The organism is Micromonospora sp. BQ11, assembly GCF_052068135.1.
GTDB lineage: Bacteria > Actinomycetota > Actinomycetes > Mycobacteriales > Micromonosporaceae > Micromonospora.
Genome location: NZ_JBQHDB010000016.1, coordinates 127,842 through 143,872 on the forward strand (window position 1 = coordinate 127,842; position 16,031 = coordinate 143,872).

General features: G+C 73.3%; 18 protein-coding genes. 6 read left to right on the forward strand and 12 right to left on the reverse strand.

The annotated features are described in order from the left end of the window. Nucleotide 1 precedes the first annotated feature (1 nt). Nucleotides 2–1,369, reverse strand: coding sequence for a serine/threonine-protein kinase (locus ACTMSW_RS27200; RefSeq protein ID WP_441183539.1), 1,368 nt, complete (start codon nucleotides 1,367–1,369; stop codon nucleotides 2–4). A 186-nt stretch (nucleotides 1,370–1,555) separates the two neighbouring features. Here ACTMSW_RS27200 and ACTMSW_RS27205 point away from each other — a divergent pair, with 186 nt between their 5' ends. The 3 genes from ACTMSW_RS27205 (at nucleotide 1,556) to ACTMSW_RS27215 (ending at nucleotide 3,577) form a co-directional block, all read left to right on the forward strand. Continuing rightward, entirely contained in the window at nucleotides 1,556–2,173 is a 618-nt protein-coding gene (locus tag ACTMSW_RS27205) for a hypothetical protein (protein WP_441183540.1), read from the forward strand. A gap of 115 nt (nucleotides 2,174–2,288) precedes the next feature. Beyond that, nucleotides 2,289–2,630, forward strand: coding sequence for a PadR family transcriptional regulator (locus tag ACTMSW_RS27210; RefSeq protein WP_441183541.1), 342 nt, complete (start codon nucleotides 2,289–2,291; stop codon nucleotides 2,628–2,630). Further along, a complete protein-coding gene (locus ACTMSW_RS27215; protein ID WP_441183542.1) occupies nucleotides 2,627–3,577 on the forward strand; it encodes an HAAS signaling domain-containing protein in 951 nt (316 codons plus the stop codon). Before ACTMSW_RS27210 ends, ACTMSW_RS27215 begins: the two co-directional genes overlap by 4 nt. A 99-nt stretch (nucleotides 3,578–3,676) precedes the next feature. Here ACTMSW_RS27215 and ACTMSW_RS27220 read toward each other — a convergent pair whose 3' ends face one another. Beyond that, nucleotides 3,677–3,889, reverse strand: a complete 213-nt coding sequence (locus ACTMSW_RS27220; RefSeq protein WP_441183543.1) for a DUF397 domain-containing protein — start codon at nucleotides 3,887–3,889, stop codon at nucleotides 3,677–3,679. Then, the gene (locus tag ACTMSW_RS27225; RefSeq protein WP_441183544.1) at nucleotides 3,880–4,107 is read right to left on the reverse strand and encodes a helix-turn-helix domain-containing protein; all 228 of its coding nucleotides are present in this window, start codon (nucleotides 4,105–4,107) and stop codon (nucleotides 3,880–3,882) included. The genes ACTMSW_RS27220 and ACTMSW_RS27225 overlap by 10 nt, the downstream gene beginning before the upstream one ends. A 270-nt stretch (nucleotides 4,108–4,377) precedes the next feature. Between ACTMSW_RS27225 and ACTMSW_RS27230 the strand changes: the two genes are divergently transcribed. Next, nucleotides 4,378–4,686, forward strand: a complete 309-nt coding sequence (locus ACTMSW_RS27230; RefSeq protein ID WP_441183545.1) for a hypothetical protein — start codon at nucleotides 4,378–4,380, stop codon at nucleotides 4,684–4,686. 51 nt (nucleotides 4,687–4,737) lie between these two features. Here the strand turns inward: ACTMSW_RS27230 and ACTMSW_RS27235 are convergent, their stop codons facing one another. The 7 genes from ACTMSW_RS27235 to pgsA all read right to left on the reverse strand — a co-directional run bounded on the left by ACTMSW_RS27235 (nucleotide 4,738) and on the right by pgsA (nucleotide 11,019). Continuing rightward, complete coding sequence (locus ACTMSW_RS27235; protein ID WP_441183546.1) at nucleotides 4,738–5,487, reverse strand: YebC/PmpR family DNA-binding transcriptional regulator; 750 nt, start codon at nucleotides 5,485–5,487, stop codon at nucleotides 4,738–4,740. Nucleotides 5,488–5,752: 265 nt separating this feature from the next. After that, nucleotides 5,753–6,358, reverse strand: a complete 606-nt coding sequence (gene pdxT, locus ACTMSW_RS27240; protein ID WP_441183547.1) for a pyridoxal 5'-phosphate synthase glutaminase subunit PdxT — start codon at nucleotides 6,356–6,358, stop codon at nucleotides 5,753–5,755. Nucleotides 6,359–6,434: 76 nt separating this feature from the next. Further along, nucleotides 6,435–7,352, reverse strand: a complete 918-nt coding sequence (pdxS, locus tag ACTMSW_RS27245) for a pyridoxal 5'-phosphate synthase lyase subunit PdxS (RefSeq protein WP_441183548.1) — start codon at nucleotides 7,350–7,352, stop codon at nucleotides 6,435–6,437. 297 nt (nucleotides 7,353–7,649) lie between these two features. Next, a complete protein-coding gene (locus tag ACTMSW_RS27250; RefSeq protein WP_441183549.1) occupies nucleotides 7,650–8,153 on the reverse strand; it encodes a hypothetical protein in 504 nt (167 codons plus the stop codon). A 95-nt stretch (nucleotides 8,154–8,248) separates the two neighbouring features. Continuing rightward, the gene (locus tag ACTMSW_RS27255) at nucleotides 8,249–9,409 is read right to left on the reverse strand and encodes a glycosyltransferase family 4 protein (protein WP_441183550.1); all 1,161 of its coding nucleotides are present in this window, start codon (nucleotides 9,407–9,409) and stop codon (nucleotides 8,249–8,251) included. Nucleotides 9,410–9,425: 16 nt separating this feature from the next. After that, nucleotides 9,426–10,355, reverse strand: coding sequence for a phosphatidylinositol mannoside acyltransferase (locus ACTMSW_RS27260; RefSeq protein ID WP_441183551.1), 930 nt, complete (start codon nucleotides 10,353–10,355; stop codon nucleotides 9,426–9,428). A 28-nt stretch (nucleotides 10,356–10,383) separates the two neighbouring features. Further along, nucleotides 10,384–11,019 (reverse strand): phosphatidylinositol phosphate synthase, encoded by a 636-nt coding sequence (gene pgsA, locus ACTMSW_RS27265; protein ID WP_441183552.1) that lies wholly within the window; start codon nucleotides 11,017–11,019, stop codon nucleotides 10,384–10,386. Nucleotides 11,020–11,268: 249 nt separating this feature from the next. Between pgsA and ACTMSW_RS27270 the strand changes: the two genes are divergently transcribed. Continuing rightward, nucleotides 11,269–13,422: an elongation factor G-like protein EF-G2 gene (locus ACTMSW_RS27270; RefSeq protein ID WP_441183588.1), complete on the forward strand. Its 2,154-nt coding sequence runs from the start codon at nucleotides 11,269–11,271 to the stop codon at nucleotides 13,420–13,422. 8 nt (nucleotides 13,423–13,430) lie between these two features. Here the strand turns inward: ACTMSW_RS27270 and ACTMSW_RS27275 are convergent, their stop codons facing one another. Both ACTMSW_RS27275 and ACTMSW_RS27280 read right to left on the reverse strand, forming a co-directional pair. Further along, nucleotides 13,431–14,489: an aldo/keto reductase gene (locus ACTMSW_RS27275; protein ID WP_441183553.1), complete on the reverse strand. Its 1,059-nt coding sequence runs from the start codon at nucleotides 14,487–14,489 to the stop codon at nucleotides 13,431–13,433. 90 nt (nucleotides 14,490–14,579) lie between these two features. Continuing rightward, nucleotides 14,580–15,092: an HIT family protein gene (locus ACTMSW_RS27280; RefSeq protein ID WP_357034078.1), complete on the reverse strand. Its 513-nt coding sequence runs from the start codon at nucleotides 15,090–15,092 to the stop codon at nucleotides 14,580–14,582. A 161-nt stretch (nucleotides 15,093–15,253) separates the two neighbouring features. On the opposite strand from ACTMSW_RS27280, the gene ACTMSW_RS27285 reads away from it, so the two are divergent. Continuing rightward, nucleotides 15,254–16,006, forward strand: coding sequence for a D-Ala-D-Ala carboxypeptidase family metallohydrolase (locus ACTMSW_RS27285; protein ID WP_441183554.1), 753 nt, complete (start codon nucleotides 15,254–15,256; stop codon nucleotides 16,004–16,006). Nucleotides 16,007–16,031: the final 25 nt, after the last annotated feature.

The window sequence follows — 16,031 nt, forward strand, 5'->3', positions numbered from 1 at the left end:
GCTAGCGGGCCCGCACCCCGGCGAGCAGCCCGTCGACGAACTCGTCGTCGCCGCCCGGCGGGGGCACGACCTGCACGTAGAGCAGGCCGGCGGGGCCGGCCGCGCGCCCGACCGCCTCGACGATCACCGGTCGCCCGGCCGGGCAGGAGAACCGGGCCACCACCCAGTCGACGTCGTCCTGCCGGGTACGCCGCACCGGCGCGGCGACGCAGTCGGCGTGGGGGCGTTCGGCGAGGAACGCCTCGGGGGTGGCACGCCGGGCCGTACGGGCGGAGAGGCCGACGAAGGCGCCCGGCACGCTCGGGTCGGCCGCCCAGCGGTCCGGGTCCGGCGAGATGACCAGCGCCGGTTCGAGGCGGCCGTCGTCGCCGTACTGTCCGGCCCAGCCGGTGCCGGCGGCCCGCCACCCGGCCGGCAGCGTCACGGTGACCGGCCCGCTGGTGGCGGTGCGTGCGGTGCGGACGCCGGTGGCGGCGTCACCGGCCACGGCGATCAGCGCGACGAGCGCCACCAGGCCCGCCCCGACGGTGGCCGGCCGTCGTCGACGCACCGGCCGTTCCGCACCCGCCGGCCCGGCGGGCGGATGCGTCCCGGCCGGCAGCGCGGCGCGCCGCAGCGCCGCCCCGAACGCCGCCGCGTCCGGGTGGCGGTCTGCCGGGCGCGCGGCGGTGGCCCGCCGGAGGACCTCGGCCACCGGCGTCGGTACGCCGGCCCGCAGCCGGACCGCCGCACCGTGCGGGTGAGTGGTGTCGCCGAGCAGCCGGAGACCGAGCCGGCCCAGCCCGAACACGTCCGCCCGGGTGTCCACGACCGCGAGCGGGTCGTCCTGCTCGGGGGCCATGTAACCGGGTGTCCCCGCCCGGGCGGTCAGCCCGGAGGCGGCGGCGAGTGCCTTGGCCAGCCCGAGGTCGGCCACGAGCACCCGCTCGCCCTCGGGGTCGGACCGGAAGAGGATGTTGCCGGGGGTGAGGTCGCGGTGCACCACGCCGTGCCGGTGCAGCATCGCCACCCCGGCGGCGATCTCGTCGAGCAGCGCCACGGCGGACGCCACCGGCAGCGGCCCGTGCGCCAGCCGGTCCCGCAGGCTGCCGCCGTCCGCCCAGGCCAGCACGGAGTACGGACGACCGTCAGCCAACTCGCCGACCGCGTGCACCCGGATCAACCGCTCGTGCTCCAGCCGCCGCAGCAGCCGCGCCTCGTCGAGGAACCGTTCCCGGACCCGCAGATCGTGGCTCCAGTTCTCGGCCAGCACCTTGATCGCCACCCGGGCGTCGAGGACCGGGTCGTACGCGAGCCAGACGGTGGCGAACGAGCCCGCACCGAGCAGCCGCTCCACGCGGTAGGAGCCGATCGACGCCGGTGCGGTCATCGCATCACCTCCGGATCGGCGGCGTTCCGGCCGGCCTTCCCCGCTCGACGGTAACCGTCCCGCCGCGCGGCGGCACTCCCCACGGGGCTGCGCCACCGGCCCGCATCCGGTCGGGAACCCGACGAACCAGAACGCCTGCGCCGGAGACCAACAGGACAGGAGAACCACACACCGAGGAGACCCGTCATGAACCGTCTCTCGTCCACCGTCCTCACCGGCGTCCTGGCCCTCACCGCCGTCGTTCCGGTGACCGTCGCCTCCCCGGCCGTCGCCGGCGTCCGGGCCACCGCCGTCACGGCCTCCCCGTCGGAGTTCGCCGCCACCCGGATCACTGCGGCGCCGCGCACCGACCAGCACGCCCACCCGGAGATCCTGAGCGTCCGCGGCGCCGGCCCGTTCCGGATCGGCGCCCGGTTCGACCGGCTCTCCGCGGCCGGTCTGATCGACTGGGTCGCGCCCGGGTGCACCGGCGTGGTCCACGCCGGTGTCACCGGGGACTGGGCCGGGGTGATCCTGCTGGCCTTCCGGGACGGCCGGCTGGTGGAGGTCGGCACGGCGACCGTCCCGCCCCGCTCCCCCTCGGGGGCGTCCGTCGGGATGTCCTTCGACCAGCTGGAGGAGATCTACGGCCCGCGCGGCTCGCTGATCTGGAACGACGCCGGTGACGAGTCGGCGTACCTGGTCCGGTTCGGCAGCCGGGTGGAGCTGTTCACCGGTCACCCGATCCGGTCCGGCGTCGGCTACTTCCAGGTCGGGCCGGCGTCCTTCGTGGAGCGCACCTTCCGGCAGGGCCGGTCCTGCTGAGGTGGCGCGGGCGGGAGGCGCGCGGTCGACCCGCGTCCCTCCCGCTCGCGATCTCGTTCCGGCACGATGATGTATTGCTAGACAATGGTGTGTGCCGCACAGTATCGTGTGACGCATGGTCAGCGACGAGATCCTTCGGACACACCTCCAGGAGCTGCGACGGGGCACGGTCGTGGTGGCGAGCCTCGTCGCCCTGCGTCGCCCCGACTACGGCTACGCCCTGCTGCAACGCCTGACCGACCACGGCTTCCCGGTGGACGCCAACACCCTCTACCCGCTGCTGCGCCGCCTGGAGGACCAGGGGCTGCTGACCAGCGAGTGGAACACCGAGGAGAGCCGACCGCGCAAGTTCTACCGGACCAGCGCGGAGGGCGATTCGTTGCTCGACCGGCTCCTCGCCGACCTGTCCGCCGTACAGACCTCCGTGACCGGCCTCATCGAAGGAGTGGACCGATGACCTCCCTGACCGACCGCTACGTCGCCGCGACCCTGCGCGCGGTGCCGGCGCCGCGACGTGACGAGATCGCCAGCGAGCTGCGCGCCTCGATCGAGGACATGGTCGAGGGCCGCTCCACCGACGGCCGGGACACCGTCACGGCCGAGCGTGAGGTGCTCACCGAGCTGGGCGACCCCGCGCAGCTCGCCGCCCGCTACACCGACCGCCGGTTGCAGCTCATCGGCCCGACCTACTACCTGGTGTGGGAGCGGCTGCTGAAGCTGCTGCTCTCGTTCGTGCCGGCCACGGTGGGCATCATCGTCGGCCTGCTGGAGGCGACCGACGGGGAGAACGCCGGTGGGGCCGTCGGCGAGGGGGTGGCGACCGCGCTCACGGTGGCCGTCCAGATCACCTTCTGGGTCACCCTGGTCTTCGCGGTGCTCGAGCGGACCAACACCTCGTTGAACCTGCCGTCGTGGACCGTCGACCAGCTCCCGGAGGGCCCGGTCGACCGGCAGATCACGCTGACCGACACCGCCGCTGCGATCGGCTTCCTGGCGCTGTTCATCGTCTACCTGCCGATCCAGCACGTCCGGTCGTTCGTCCCCGCCGACGGCGACGACAACCTGCCGATCCTCGACCCGGCGCTGTGGGGCTTCTGGCTGCCGTTCCTGATCGCCGTGCTGGTCGCCAGCGTGGCGCTGGAGATCGCCAAGTACCGGGCCGGACGCTGGACCTGGCGGCTGGTCGCGGTGAACGCCGTGCTCAATCTGGCGTTCGCGGTGCCGGTGATCTGGCTGATGTCGACCGACCGGCTGCTCAACCCCGACGTCGTGGCCCGCTTCGAGTGGCTGGGCGAGGGCGACAACCTGACCACCGTCGCCACCGTCGTCGTGGTCAGCACGATCCTGATCGTGCTCTGGGACATCGCGGACAGCGTGGTCAAGGCCGTGCGCGCCCGCCACTAGGGCGTCGCTCCGACTCCGGCCCGGCATCCACGGAGGTGCCGGGCCGGCGCACGTCCGGCGACCGACTACGGGAGTCGGGAGCCGCACCCGCAGACAGTGCTACCCGTCGCCGCCGGGCCGCAGGACACCGGACCGGGCCGCGGCCACGAAGCCGGTCCAGGCCGCCGGGCCGAAGGCCAGCACCGGCCCGCCACGATCCTTGCTGTCGCGTACGCCGACCACGCCGGCCAGGTTCGTCGCCACCTCGACGCAGGTGGAACCGCCGTTGTCGCTACGGGTGGATTTCCGCCAGACCGCCGGGCTCAGGTCCATGACGCCGCCACCTCCCCGATGAAGCCGCCCGACTCCAGCGCCGCGTCGACCCGGCCGGCGAAGTCCTGCGAGGGTGTGCGGTGGCCGATCTCCACCATGCCCACAAGCGACGGCGAGTAGTTGATCCGTTGGGCCAGCTCCTCCTGGCTGAGCCCGCGCTCCCGCCGCGCCCGGCGCAGCTCGTCGCCCAGGAACTCCAGCGTGGACACGTCGCCCATCACACCTCCCTCACACCGGCCCCTGGTCACGCCACCGTCGGCCGGTGGACCGCCGACGCCTTCCGACCGTAGTCGTCGCACCGACAGAGTGTGAACATCCACGACGAGGGAGGTTCCCCATGGCACGGCAGCCGCAGCCGGTCCCCGGCACCGCCGGCACTCCCCCACCGGTCACCGGGAGCCGGCGGAACCGCCGGAGCGCCGGGCGGTCGGCGTACCCCGGGAGGAGCCGGCGGGGACCGACGGACGGCGCCCGACGGGGCGGCTGCGGTGAGCGGCGCGGTGCCGCGTCGGCGGCACGTCGCCGTGCGGCCGGTGTGGCTCTGCCGGGCCTGCGCCGCGCCGTGGCCCTGCCAGCCGGCGAAGCTGGCGCTGCGGGTGGAGTACGCGCACGACCCGGTGGGCCTGTCGGTCTACCTGTGCGCGCTGCTGCACGACGCCGCCGTCGACTGGCTGCGCCTCCGGCCGGCCGCGCCCGATCCGGCCGAACTGTTCACCCGCTTCGTCGGCTGGACGCGCCCCGCCGTGTCGGCCGCCGCCCGCGGCCGGGTCGACGACCTGCTGCGACGCCGGGGCTGACACGACGAAGGCACCGCCGGTGGGCGGTGCCTTCGTCGCAGTCTCGGTTGATCAGCCGACGGCGGCCATGATCTCGTCGCTGACGTCGAAGTTCGCGTAGACGTTCTGCACGTCGTCGCAGTCCTCCAGGACGTCGATCAGCTTGAAGATCTTCCGCGCGCCCTCCTCGTCCAGCGGGACGTTGACGCTCGGGATCAGCGACGACTCGGCCGACTCGTACTCGATGCCGGCGTCCTGGAGCGCGGTGCGCACCGGGATGAGATCGGTCGGCTCGGAGACCACCTCGAACGCCTCACCGAGGTCGTTGACCTCCTCGGCGCCCGCGTCGAGGACGGCCATCATGACGTCGTCCTCGCTGGTGCCGGCCTTGGGGACGATCACCACGCCCTTGCGGGAGAACATGTACGACACCGAGCCGGCGTCGGCCAGCGAGCCGCCGTTGCGGGTCAGCGCCGTGCGCACCTCGGTGGCGGCACGGTTGCGGTTGTCGGTGAGGCACTCGATCAGCATCGCCACGCCGTTGGGGCCGTAGCCCTCGTACATGATCGTCTGCCAGTCGGCGCCGCCGGCCTCCAGGCCCGAGCCCCGCTTGACCGCGCGGTCGATGTTGTCGTTCGGGACCGAGTTCTTCTTGGCCTTCTGGATGGCGTCGTAGAGCGTCGGGTTGCCGGCCGGGTCACCGCCGCCGGTCCGCGCGGCGACCTCGACGTTCTTGATCAGCTTGGCGAACATCTTGCCGCGCTTGGCGTCGATGACCGCCTTCTTGTGCTTGGTCGTCGCCCACTTTGAGTGGCCGGACATCTGTTACCTCCGTTGCTACCCGCCGTCTGCATCGACCGCACCGCGCACGCCCCGCTCCCGCCGGCGCACGCGGTGGTGCCGGTCAGCTCTGGTGGAAGCCGTGGCGGGCAGATGGCCCTGCCGAATCTCGGCAATCCTACCGGCGACCAGCGGGCGACTGTCACGCACCGCACGCCGACAGCCCGCCCCGCCCACCCCGGAACGGGGCAGACGGGACGAAAGGCCCTGCCGCTCACCGCCGGCCTCGCACCTCCGCGGGGGCGGTTCAGGTTGCGGTGCGGACCAGTTCCACGAAGTACCCGTGCAGCCGCCGGTCGCCGGTCAGCTCCGGGTGGAACGAGGTGGCCACCAGGTTGCCCTGGCGTACCGCCACGATCCGGCCGTCGGCCGGCCCCTCGGTCACCGTGCCGAGCACCTCGACGCCGTCGCCGACCCGCTCGACCCACGGCGCGCGGATGAACACCGCGTGGAAGGGCTCGCCCTCGACACCGGCGATCTCCACCGGCGCCTCGAACGAGTCGACCTGCCGGCCGAAGGCGTTGCGGCGCACCGTCATGTCGATGCCGGCGAAGCCGCGCTGGTCCGGTCGGCCGTCGAGGACCTCCGTCGCGAGCATGATCATGCCGGCGCAGGAGCCGTAGACCGGCATCCCGCCGGCGATCCGCTTGTCGATCGGCTCGCGCATCTCGAAGATGTCGGCCAGCTTGCTGATCGTGGTGGACTCCCCACCGGGGATGACCAGCCCGTCGACCGCGTCCAGTTCCCCGGGACGGCGGACCGGGCGGGCGTCCGCGCCGGCCGCGGCCAGGGCCGCGACGTGTTCGCGTACGTCGCCCTGGAGGGCGAGCACACCGATCACGGGTGCCGTCACGTTCGTTCCTCTCCTGAGCGTTAAGAAGGGCCCCTTCCTCTGCACGAGGCGTTAACAAGGGGCCCTTCCTTTCACGTCACCAGCCGCGCTCGGCCAGGCGGTGGGGCTGCGGGATCTCCTCGACGTTGATGCCGACCATCGCCTCGCCGAGGCCCCGGGAGACCTTGGCCAGCACGTCCGGGTCGTCGTGGAAGGTGGTGGCCTTGACGATCGCGGCGGCGCGCTGCGCCGGGTTGCCGGCCTTGAAGATGCCGGAGCCGACGAACACGCCCTCCGCGCCGAGCTGCATCATCATCGCGGCGTCGGCCGGGGTGGCGATGCCACCGGCGGTGAAGAGCACCACCGGCAGCTTGCCGGTCTCGGCGATCTCCTTTACCAGCTCGTACGGCGCCTGCAGCTCCTTGGCGGCCACGAACAGCTCGTCGGCGGGCAGCGACTGGAGGCGGCGGATCTCCTGGCGGATCTTCCGCATGTGGGTGGTGGCGTTGGAGACGTCACCGGTGCCGGCCTCACCCTTGGAGCGGATCATCGCCGCGCCCTCGGTGATCCGGCGCAGCGCCTCGCCGAGGTTGGTCGCGCCGCAGACGAAGGGGACGGTGAACGCCCACTTGTCGATGTGGTTGGCGTAGTCGGCCGGGGTCAGCACCTCGGACTCGTCGACGTAGTCCACGCCGAGCGACTGGAGGATCTGCGCCTCCACGAAGTGACCGATCCGGGCCTTGGCCATGACCGGGATGGAGACCGCGTTGATGATGCCGTCGATCATGTCCGGGTCGCTCATGCGGGACACCCCGCCCTGGGCGCGGATGTCGGCGGGCACCCGCTCGAGCGCCATCACGGCGACGGCGCCGGCGTCCTCGGCGATCCTGGCCTGCTCGGCGTTGACCACGTCCATGATCACGCCGCCCTTGAGCATCTCGGCCATGCCGCGCTTGACCCGGGCGGTGCCGGTGACGGGGGTGGCGGTGGCGTTCCGGGAGGTGGTTTCGGACACGGGTTATCGCTCCTCGAACGGGCTTCGGGGGGTGGCTGCGGAAAGGCTACGGCGGGTTCGCACACCGTCCGACAGCCAATCGCACCCACGGTGGCCTGCACTGTGGCCACCGTCACCCGGCCCCGGCCCCGGCCCCGGCCCTGGCCGGGCCCCTGCCCTGGCCCGGCGCCGGCCCTTGGTCCACTCGATGTCATGGACATCGGGGTATCAGCGGACGTGGACACCCCGATGTCCACGACATCGAGTCGATCAACAAATAGGGCGGCCGACCGGACCGGTCCGGTAGCAGGTGGTCGGTCAGCCGGCGGGAACGTCGGCCGCGGCGACGAGGGTGGGGTCGTCGATGTCGAAGTAGCGCGGCCACTCGTGGCGGCGCCCCATCCGCAACAGGCGTACCAGTGGACGGCTCCGCGCCGTGCGGGCGTCCCGGACCAGGTCGGTGTGCACCTGTCGGGCCAGGGCGAGCCGTCGGCTGGCGGCGATGACCGCCTCGCAGTCCGGATCGGTCGGGTCGAGCCGAACCGCACGCAACTGCCGGGTGAGGTCGTTCTCGGCGGCCTCCCGCTCGTCCGGCCCGACGTCGAGCGCGATCCGCGCGGCCGAGTACAGCTCGACGCCGTACCGTCGCTCGGCCAGGACCGCGGCGGCGGCCGCGCGGCGCAGCAGGTGGGCGTCGAGCGCCCGGGCCGCCAGCTCCGCCCGGGACTGCAGCCGGTCGACACGGCCGGCGGTCCACAGGAGGTACGCCGAAACCAGCGCGACGACCAGCGCCGCGCCCACCACCCACCACATGCCCGGCATCGTAGTGCTGCTCCGTCTCCTCCGGCCCCGGCCGGTCCCCGACGGTGGTCACCGCCGCACCACTGGCACCACCGGCGTCCCAGCGGCACCGGTGGTCAGCCCAGTCCCGCCCACTCCTGGTCGATGACCCGCCCGTCGGTGGCCTCGATCGCCGCTGCGTATACCTCCAGAACACGGCGGGCAACCACCGGCCAGTCGAAATTCGCCACGACCTGGTCCCCGCAGGCGGTCAGGTCCGCCCGGCGGGCCGGATCGTCGAGCAGGTCGACGAGGGCGGACCGCAGCGCGCCCGGGTCACCGGTGCGGAAGAGCCGACCCGCCCGGCCGCCGTCGAGGACCCGGCGGAACGCGTCGAGGTCGCTGGCGACGACGGTCGTACCCGCCGCGAGGGCCTCGGTGAGGATCATGCCGAACGACTCGCCACCGATGTTCGGCGCCACGTAGAGGTGCACGCTGCGCAGCATCCGGGCCTTCTCCTGCTCCGAGACCAGGCCCAGGAAGGTCACCCGATCGCGCAGCGGGGCCGGGAACCGGTCGAACAGGTCGTCGGGGTCCCCGGGGCCGGCCACCAGCAGCCGCAGGCCGGGACGCTCCGGCGCCAGCGCGACGAAGGCGTCCCGGAGCACCGGGAAGCCCTTGCGGGACTCGGTGAAGCGCCCGAGGAAGCCGATCGTCCCGCCCTGCCCCGGCGCGCACTCCCCCGGCCAGCCCGGCAGCGGCTCCGCGTCGACGAACTTGGCCACGGCCACCCCGTTGGGGATCTCCACCGCCCCGCCGTCCATGTGCTCGACCTGCACCTTGCGCGCCAGGGCGCTGACCGCGATGCGGGCGGTGATCCGTTCCAGCACGATCTGGAGGGCGCCCTGGGCGGCGGCGAGCACCCGGGAGCGGGTCATCGCCGTGTGGAAGGTGGCGACCACCGGGCCACGGGCGGACAGTACGGCCAGCATCGACAGGCTCAGCGTCAGCGGCTCGTGCACGTGCAGCACGTCGAAGTCGCCCCGGGTGATCCAGCGGCGGACGCGCGTCGTGGACACCGGCCCGAACGCGATCCGGGCCACCGACCCGTTGTACGGCAGCGGGACGGCCCGCCCGGCCGACACCACGTACGGCGGGAGAGCGGAGTCCTCGTCGGCCGGGGCGAGCACGCTCACCTCGTGACCCAGCCCGATCAGTGCCTCGGCCAGGTCCATGACGTGGTTCTGCACGCCACCGGGTACGTCGAAGGAGTAGGGGCACACGATGCCGATCCGCACGTTGGCGCCCTCTCCCTCAGACCCGTCCGGTGGCCGGCGGCGGCTGCGCCGCGCCGTCCGCCGTGGCCCGCTGGTCCGGCCACATCCGTTGCAACATGTGCCAGTCTTCCGGATGCCGGGCGATGCCCGCCGCAAGTCCGTCGGCGATCCGCTGGGTCAGCGCCCGCGCCCGCTGGTCGAGGGGACCCTCCTCGGCACCGGGAACGGGGATCGGACCCTCCAGGGAGGCGCACGCCGCGTCCGGTTCGTACCACATCGAGGCGACGTAGAGGGGCGCCCCGGTGCGCAGCGCGAGCAGCGCCGGGCCGGGCGGCATCTTCGTCCGGGCCCCGAAGAAGTCGACCTCCACCCCGCGGGCGGAGAAGTCCCGGTCGGCGAGCAGCGGCACCACCGCACCGGCGTTGATCCGGTCGACCAGCACGTCGAAGGTGGGCCGGGGACCGCCGTGGGTGGGCAGGATCTCCATGCCGAGCCCCTGCCGGAAGGCGGCGAACCGCTCGTAGAGGCCCCCCCGCAGCCGCTCGGCCACCGTGGTCAGCGGCCAGCCGGTCGCCGCCACCCAGGCGCCGGCCGCGTCCCAGTTGCCGCCGTGCGGCAGCGCGACCACCGCGCCCCGGCCGGCGGCCACGTCGGCGGCGAGCAGTTCGTGGCCGTCGAGGCGGAACCCGGCCAGGATCTCCCGCCGGCTCAGCGACGGCAGCCGGAAGACCTCCATCCAGTACCGGGCGTACGACCGCAGGCCGGCCCGGACCAGCTCGTCCAGGTCCGTCTCGGGCAGGTCCGGGCCGACCACCCGGCGCAGGTTGGCGCGGAGTCGGGCCGTACCCGCGCCGCCGCGACGGTGCGCGCGGTCGGCGCCCGCCCGGAACGCCGCGGCCACGACGGGCCGGGGCAGCGCGCGGATGGCGCGCCAGCCGGCGACGTAGCCGAGTTCGGTGAGGTTCACCGGCGCCGGACCCCCGGCCCTGTGCCGCTCACCCCTGGCCGCCGGGGGCTGCGGGGACCTGCTGGGCCTGCCGGTAGACGTGGAGCATCCGCTGGCCCACCGTGAAGATGGACACGGCGGCGAGCAGCCAGAGCGCGACCTCCAGGGCCACGTCGACGCCGACACCGGTGAGCACACCGCCGACACCGACGATGAGCAGGCGCTCGGTGCGCTCGGCGATCCCGACGTTGCCGCTCATGCCGAGGCCCTCGGCGCGCGCCTTGACGTACGAGACGAGGCCGCCTGCGGCCAGGCAGAGCACCGCGGCGGCCACGCCCGAGTAATCGTGCTCGGTGGCCAGCCAGTACGCCACCGCGCCGAACACGGCGCTGTCGGCCACCCGGTCCATGGACGAGTCGAGGAAGGCCCCGAACCGGGTGGAACCGCCGCTCATCCGGGCCATCGTCCCGTCGAGCAGGTCGGTGAGGGCGAAGACCGTCACGATGAGCGCACCGGCGACGAGGTGCCCGCGGGCGCCGAAGCCGAGGGCGCCGACGAGCACCCCGAGGGTGCCCGCGACGGTGACCGCGTTGGGGGTGACGCCCGCTCGGAGCAGGCCGCGCGCGATCGGCTCGACGACGCGGGTCATCCCCGCGCGGGCCGTCACTTGGAAGATCTTCGCCATGGCGGTCCCACGATAACGGTCCCGGCCCCACCGCGATACGGCCGGTCAGGCGACCCGCCCGGGGAAAGCTTGTGCCGTCCGGGCAACGGGTGTGAGATCGAGCGTGGAGAGGTGAGCCAGCTCACCCGACCGACCGTCCCGTTCCCGCTCGGCAGCAGACCACCGGAGGATATCGCCGCGCACCCGCCCGAGCCGCACACTCCGCGCGCGGCGGTCGCCACCAACCACCGGCTGAGGGAGGTGCGCCCCATGGCGCAGAAGAGTCAGGAGAAAGGGGCCACCGGCGCGCCGGTGGTGACCGATCCCGCCAGGGTCCGCAACGTGGTGCTCGTCGGGCATTCCGGCTCCGGCAAGACGACACTCGTGGAGGCGCTGCTCGCGGCGACCGGCACGATCGGTCGCGCCGGGTCGGTCACCGACGGCACCACCGTCTGCGACCACGACCCCGCCGCCGTACGCCAGCAGCGCTCGGTCAGCCTCGCGTGCGCCCCGCTGGTGCACGACGGCATCAAGGTCAACCTGCTGGACACCCCCGGCTACGCCGACTTCGTCGGTGAGCTGCGCGCCGGCCTGCGGGCCGCGGACGCCGCGCTCTTCGTCGTCTCCGCCGTCGACGGCATGGACGCCGCCACCGCCGCCCTGTGGGAGGAGTGCGCGGCCGTCGACATGCCCCGGGCGGTCGCCGTCTCCCGGCTGGACCACCCGCGAGCCGACTTCGACGAGGCGGTGGCGCTGTGCCAGCGGGTCTTCGGCGACAACGTGATGCCGCTGTACCTGCCGATGCTCGGCGACGACGGCATCTCCACGGTCGGCCTGCTCGGTCTGATCACCCGTCGCGTCTTCGACTACACCGCCGGTCTGCCCGCCGACGTCCGGGAGCCGGACCCCGAGCACCTGCCCGCCATCGCCGAGTCCCGCAACGAGCTGATCGAGGGGATCATCGCCGAGAGCGAGGACGAGACGCTGATGGACCGGTACCTCGACGGCGAGGAGATCGGCACCGACGTCCTCATCGAGGACCTGGAGAAGGCGGTCGCCCGCGGTCACTTCCACCCGGTGGTGCCGGCCTGCGCGGAGACCGGCGTCGGCCTGGACGCGCTGCTGGAGGTGCTGACCGCCGGGTTCCCGTCGCCGCTGGAGCACGAGCTGCCGGCCGTCGCCGGGGTGGACGGCTCGCCCCGGCCGCCGCTGACCTGCGACCCGGACGGGCCCCTGGTCGCCGAGGTCGTCAAGACCACCGTCGACCGGCACGTCGGTCGGGTGTCCCTGGTCCGGGTGTTCTCCGGGACGCTGCGCCCCGAGCAGACCGTGCACGTCTCCGGTCACGGCCTGGCCGAGCGCGGCCACCCCGACCACGACGCCGACGAGCGGGTCGGGCACATCTACACGCCGCTGGGCGCCAGCCTGCGGGAGGTGGGTGCCTGCGTGGCCGGCGACATCTGCGCCATCACCAAGTCGGGCAGCGCGGAGACCGGCGACACCGTCTCCGCCCGGGACGAGCCGCTGCTCATCGCCCCCTGGGACATGCCGGAGCCGCTGCTGCCGGTGGCGATCGTGGCCCGTACCCGCTCCGACGAGGACGCGCTGGCCCGCAACCTGGCCCGGCTCGTCGCCGGCGACCCGACCATGCGGCTGGAACGCAACCCGGAGACCCACCAGCTGGTGCTCTGGTGCATGGGCGAGGCGCACGCCGACGTGGTGCTGGAACGGCTGCGTGCCGGCGGCGTCGAGCTGGACACCGAGCCGGTGCGGGTCCCGCTGCGCGAGACGTTCACCGTCGCCGCCCGCGGCCACGGCCGCCACGTCAAGCAGTCCGGCGGCCACGGCCAGTATGCCGTCTGCGACATCGAGGTCGAGCCGCTGCCACGCGGCACCGGCTTCGAATTCGTCGACCGGGTCGTCGGCGGCGCGGTGCCGCACAACTACATCCCGTCGGTGGAGAAGGGCGTACGGGCCCAGATGGAACGGGGCCTGGTCGCCGGCCACCCGGCGGTCGACCTGCGGGTGACCCTGGTCGACGGCAAGGCGCACAGCGTCGACTCGTCCGACGCGGCGTTCCAGACCGCCGGGGCCCTCGCGCTGCGCGACGCCGCCGAGAAGGGCCAGCCGACCCTGCTGGAGCCGGTGGACGAGGTGACCGTCCGGGTCCCCGACTCCTCGGTGGGCGCGGTCATGGGAGACCTGTCCGGGCGGCGCGGGCGGGTCCTCGGCACCGAGCCGGACACCGCCGCCGAGGGACGCACGCTGGTCCGCGCCGAGGTCCCCGCCACCGAGTTGCTGCGGTACGCGGTCGAGCTGCGGGCGATGACGTCCGGCACCGGCACCTTCCGCCGCCACTTCGTCCGCTACGACCCCATGCCCAGCCACCTGGCCGACCAGATCCGCAAGGAGAACACCCCGTAGACGGAACGTCAGGGGCGGGTGACGGGAAGCATCGGGCTGGGCCAGTGCGGGCGGTCGGCCGCCCGTAGCGCCGCCGCGCGCAGGGCGGCCAGTTGGCGTTCGACCTCGGCGAAGTGGTCCGGGGAGAGCGGGCCGCGGTGCAGGGCGGCGGCGTTCTCCTCGGCCTGGGCGACGGTACGGCAGCCGGGGATCGGGATCGTCCGCCCGCTGCGCGCCCAGATCCACCCCAGCGCGCCCTGCGCGAGGGTACGTCCGTCGGCGGTGAGCGCCGCGCGTACCGCACCGACCCGGCGCAGCCACTCCGGCGCCGGCCGGCCGCCCCGGAACCACTCCAGCCAGCCGGGGGCCATCCCGCGTACGTCGTCGCGGGGCAGCGTGGACCCGGCGGTGTACTTGCCGGTCAGCAGGCCCATGCCGAGCGGCCCCTGGTTGACGCTGGCCAGGTCGTACTTGTCGCAGACGGCGAGCAGGTCCGGTGCGTCACGCAGCACCGACAGGGTGTGCTGCACGGCGGTGGCGTGTCGGGCGCCGTGGCCGAACAGGGCCGCCCGGTCGGGCCGGTCGGTGCTCCACCCGTACGCGCGGATCAGCCCGTCGGCGACGAGGTCCTCGCAGGTGGCGATCAACGCCTCGGCGCGCGGCGCGGACAGGTCGGCCAGGTGCAGCTGGTAGAGGTCGATCCGGTCGGTGCCCAGCCGCCGCAGCGAGTCCGTGACGGCCCGGCGCAGGTACGCGGGCGAGGAGTCCTGCCCGGTGGCCCGCCGGGTGGCCTCGTCGAAGGTGTGGCCCCACTTGGTGGCGAGCACCGCCCCGTCCCGCCGACCCGCGAGCGCCCGGCCGAGGATCCGCTCGGAGTGCCCGGCCCCGTACGTGTCGGCCGTGTCGAAGAAGGTGATCCCAAGGTCCAGGGCGCGGCGTACCGCGCGGACCGACTCGTCGTCGTCGACCGCACCCCAGCCCAGCGGCTGCGCCCCCTCCGACCAGGGCCCACCGATCGCCCAGCACCCCATGCCGAGGGCGCTGACCTCGATGCCGCTGCGGCCCAGTGTCCGCGTGGTGAGTGCCATCGGCGCATCCTGCCACCCCTCCGGGTGGAAGGAAGGGCCCCCTCTTAACGCCTGGCGTTGTACAAGGGCCCCTTCTTAACGCCGCCGCCGTCAGCTGGGCCAGGCGCGGGCGAGGAGGTCGCGGGTGTCGGTGAGCAGTTGGGGCAGGACCTTCGTGCGGCCGATGACCGGCATGAAGTTGGCGTCGCCGCCCCAGCGGGGCACGACGTGCTGGTGCAGGTGCGCGGCGATGCCGGCACCGGCCACGCCGCCCTGGTTCATCCCCAGGTTGAAGCCGTGGGCGTTGCTGACCTTGCGGACGACCCGCATCGCGGTCTGGGTGAACACGCCCAGCTCGACCGTCTCGGCCGGGTCCAGCTCGGTGTAGTCGGCGACGTGCCGGTACGGGCAGACCAGCAGGTGACCCGGGTTGTACGGGTACAGGTTGAGCACCACGAAGACGTGCTCGCCGCGGGCCACGACCAGGCTCTCGTCCGCCGGCCGGCCGGGGGCCAGGCAGAACGGGCAGCCACTCGGCTTCTCGTAACCACCCTCCGGCCGGTCCTCACCGGAGATGTAGGTCATCCGGTGCGGCGTCCACAGCCGGTCCAGGCCGTCCGCCATCTCGCCACTGCCCGTGTGCCGTTCCTCCCCTGTCACGCCACCGATCCTACGTCCCGCCCGATGTCGCCCCACCGCCCCGGACCGTCGAATATTGACGAATGGATGCGTATCTATGAAACTTTCATCCAATCGATTGTGATGATCGTCGATGGGAGCTGACCGTGAAACGACGTACCCCCGTTCTCCACCGTCTCGGCCGGGCACTCGCCGCCTGCGTCCTGGCCGCCGTCGCCACCGTCGTGGCCGTGACGGCGACCGGCGGCGCCGCGCACGCCGACGGCTGCTACACCTGGGGCCGCATGCTCTCCTCCGGCATGACCGGGGAAGACGTCCGGCAGCTCCAGATCCGGGTCTCCGGCTACCCCGGCTACGGCGCCCGGATCACCATCGACGGGGCGTACGGCCCGGCGACCCGGTCCGCCGTGATCCGCTTCCAGCAGGCGTACGGCCTCCCCGCCGACGGCATCGCGGGCCCGCAGACCTTCAACCAGCTCTACGCCCTCCAGGACGACGACTGCACCCCGGTCAGCTTCAGCTACGCCGAGTGGAACCGGTGCAACAGCGACTGGTCCGGCGGGGCGGTCTCGGCGAGCACCGCGAGGTTCAACGCGCTGGTCTCGATGTGGAAGCTCCAGGCGATGCGGAAGGCCCTCGGCGACGTGCCGCTCTACATCAGCAGCGGATTCCGCAGCTACTCCTGCAACAACGCCGTCGGCGGGGCGGCCGGCAGCCGACACCTGTACGGCGACGGGGTGGACCTGGTCGGGTCGCCCTCCCTCTGCCGGCTCGCCCAGCAGGCGCGCAACCACGGCTTCAGCAACATCCTCGGCCCCGGCTACCCGGCCCACGACGACCACACCCACCTGGGCAACTCGGCGGGACAGTCCTGGTCCGCGCCGACCTGCGGCATCTGACCAACCCCACGTCCACCACCGCCGT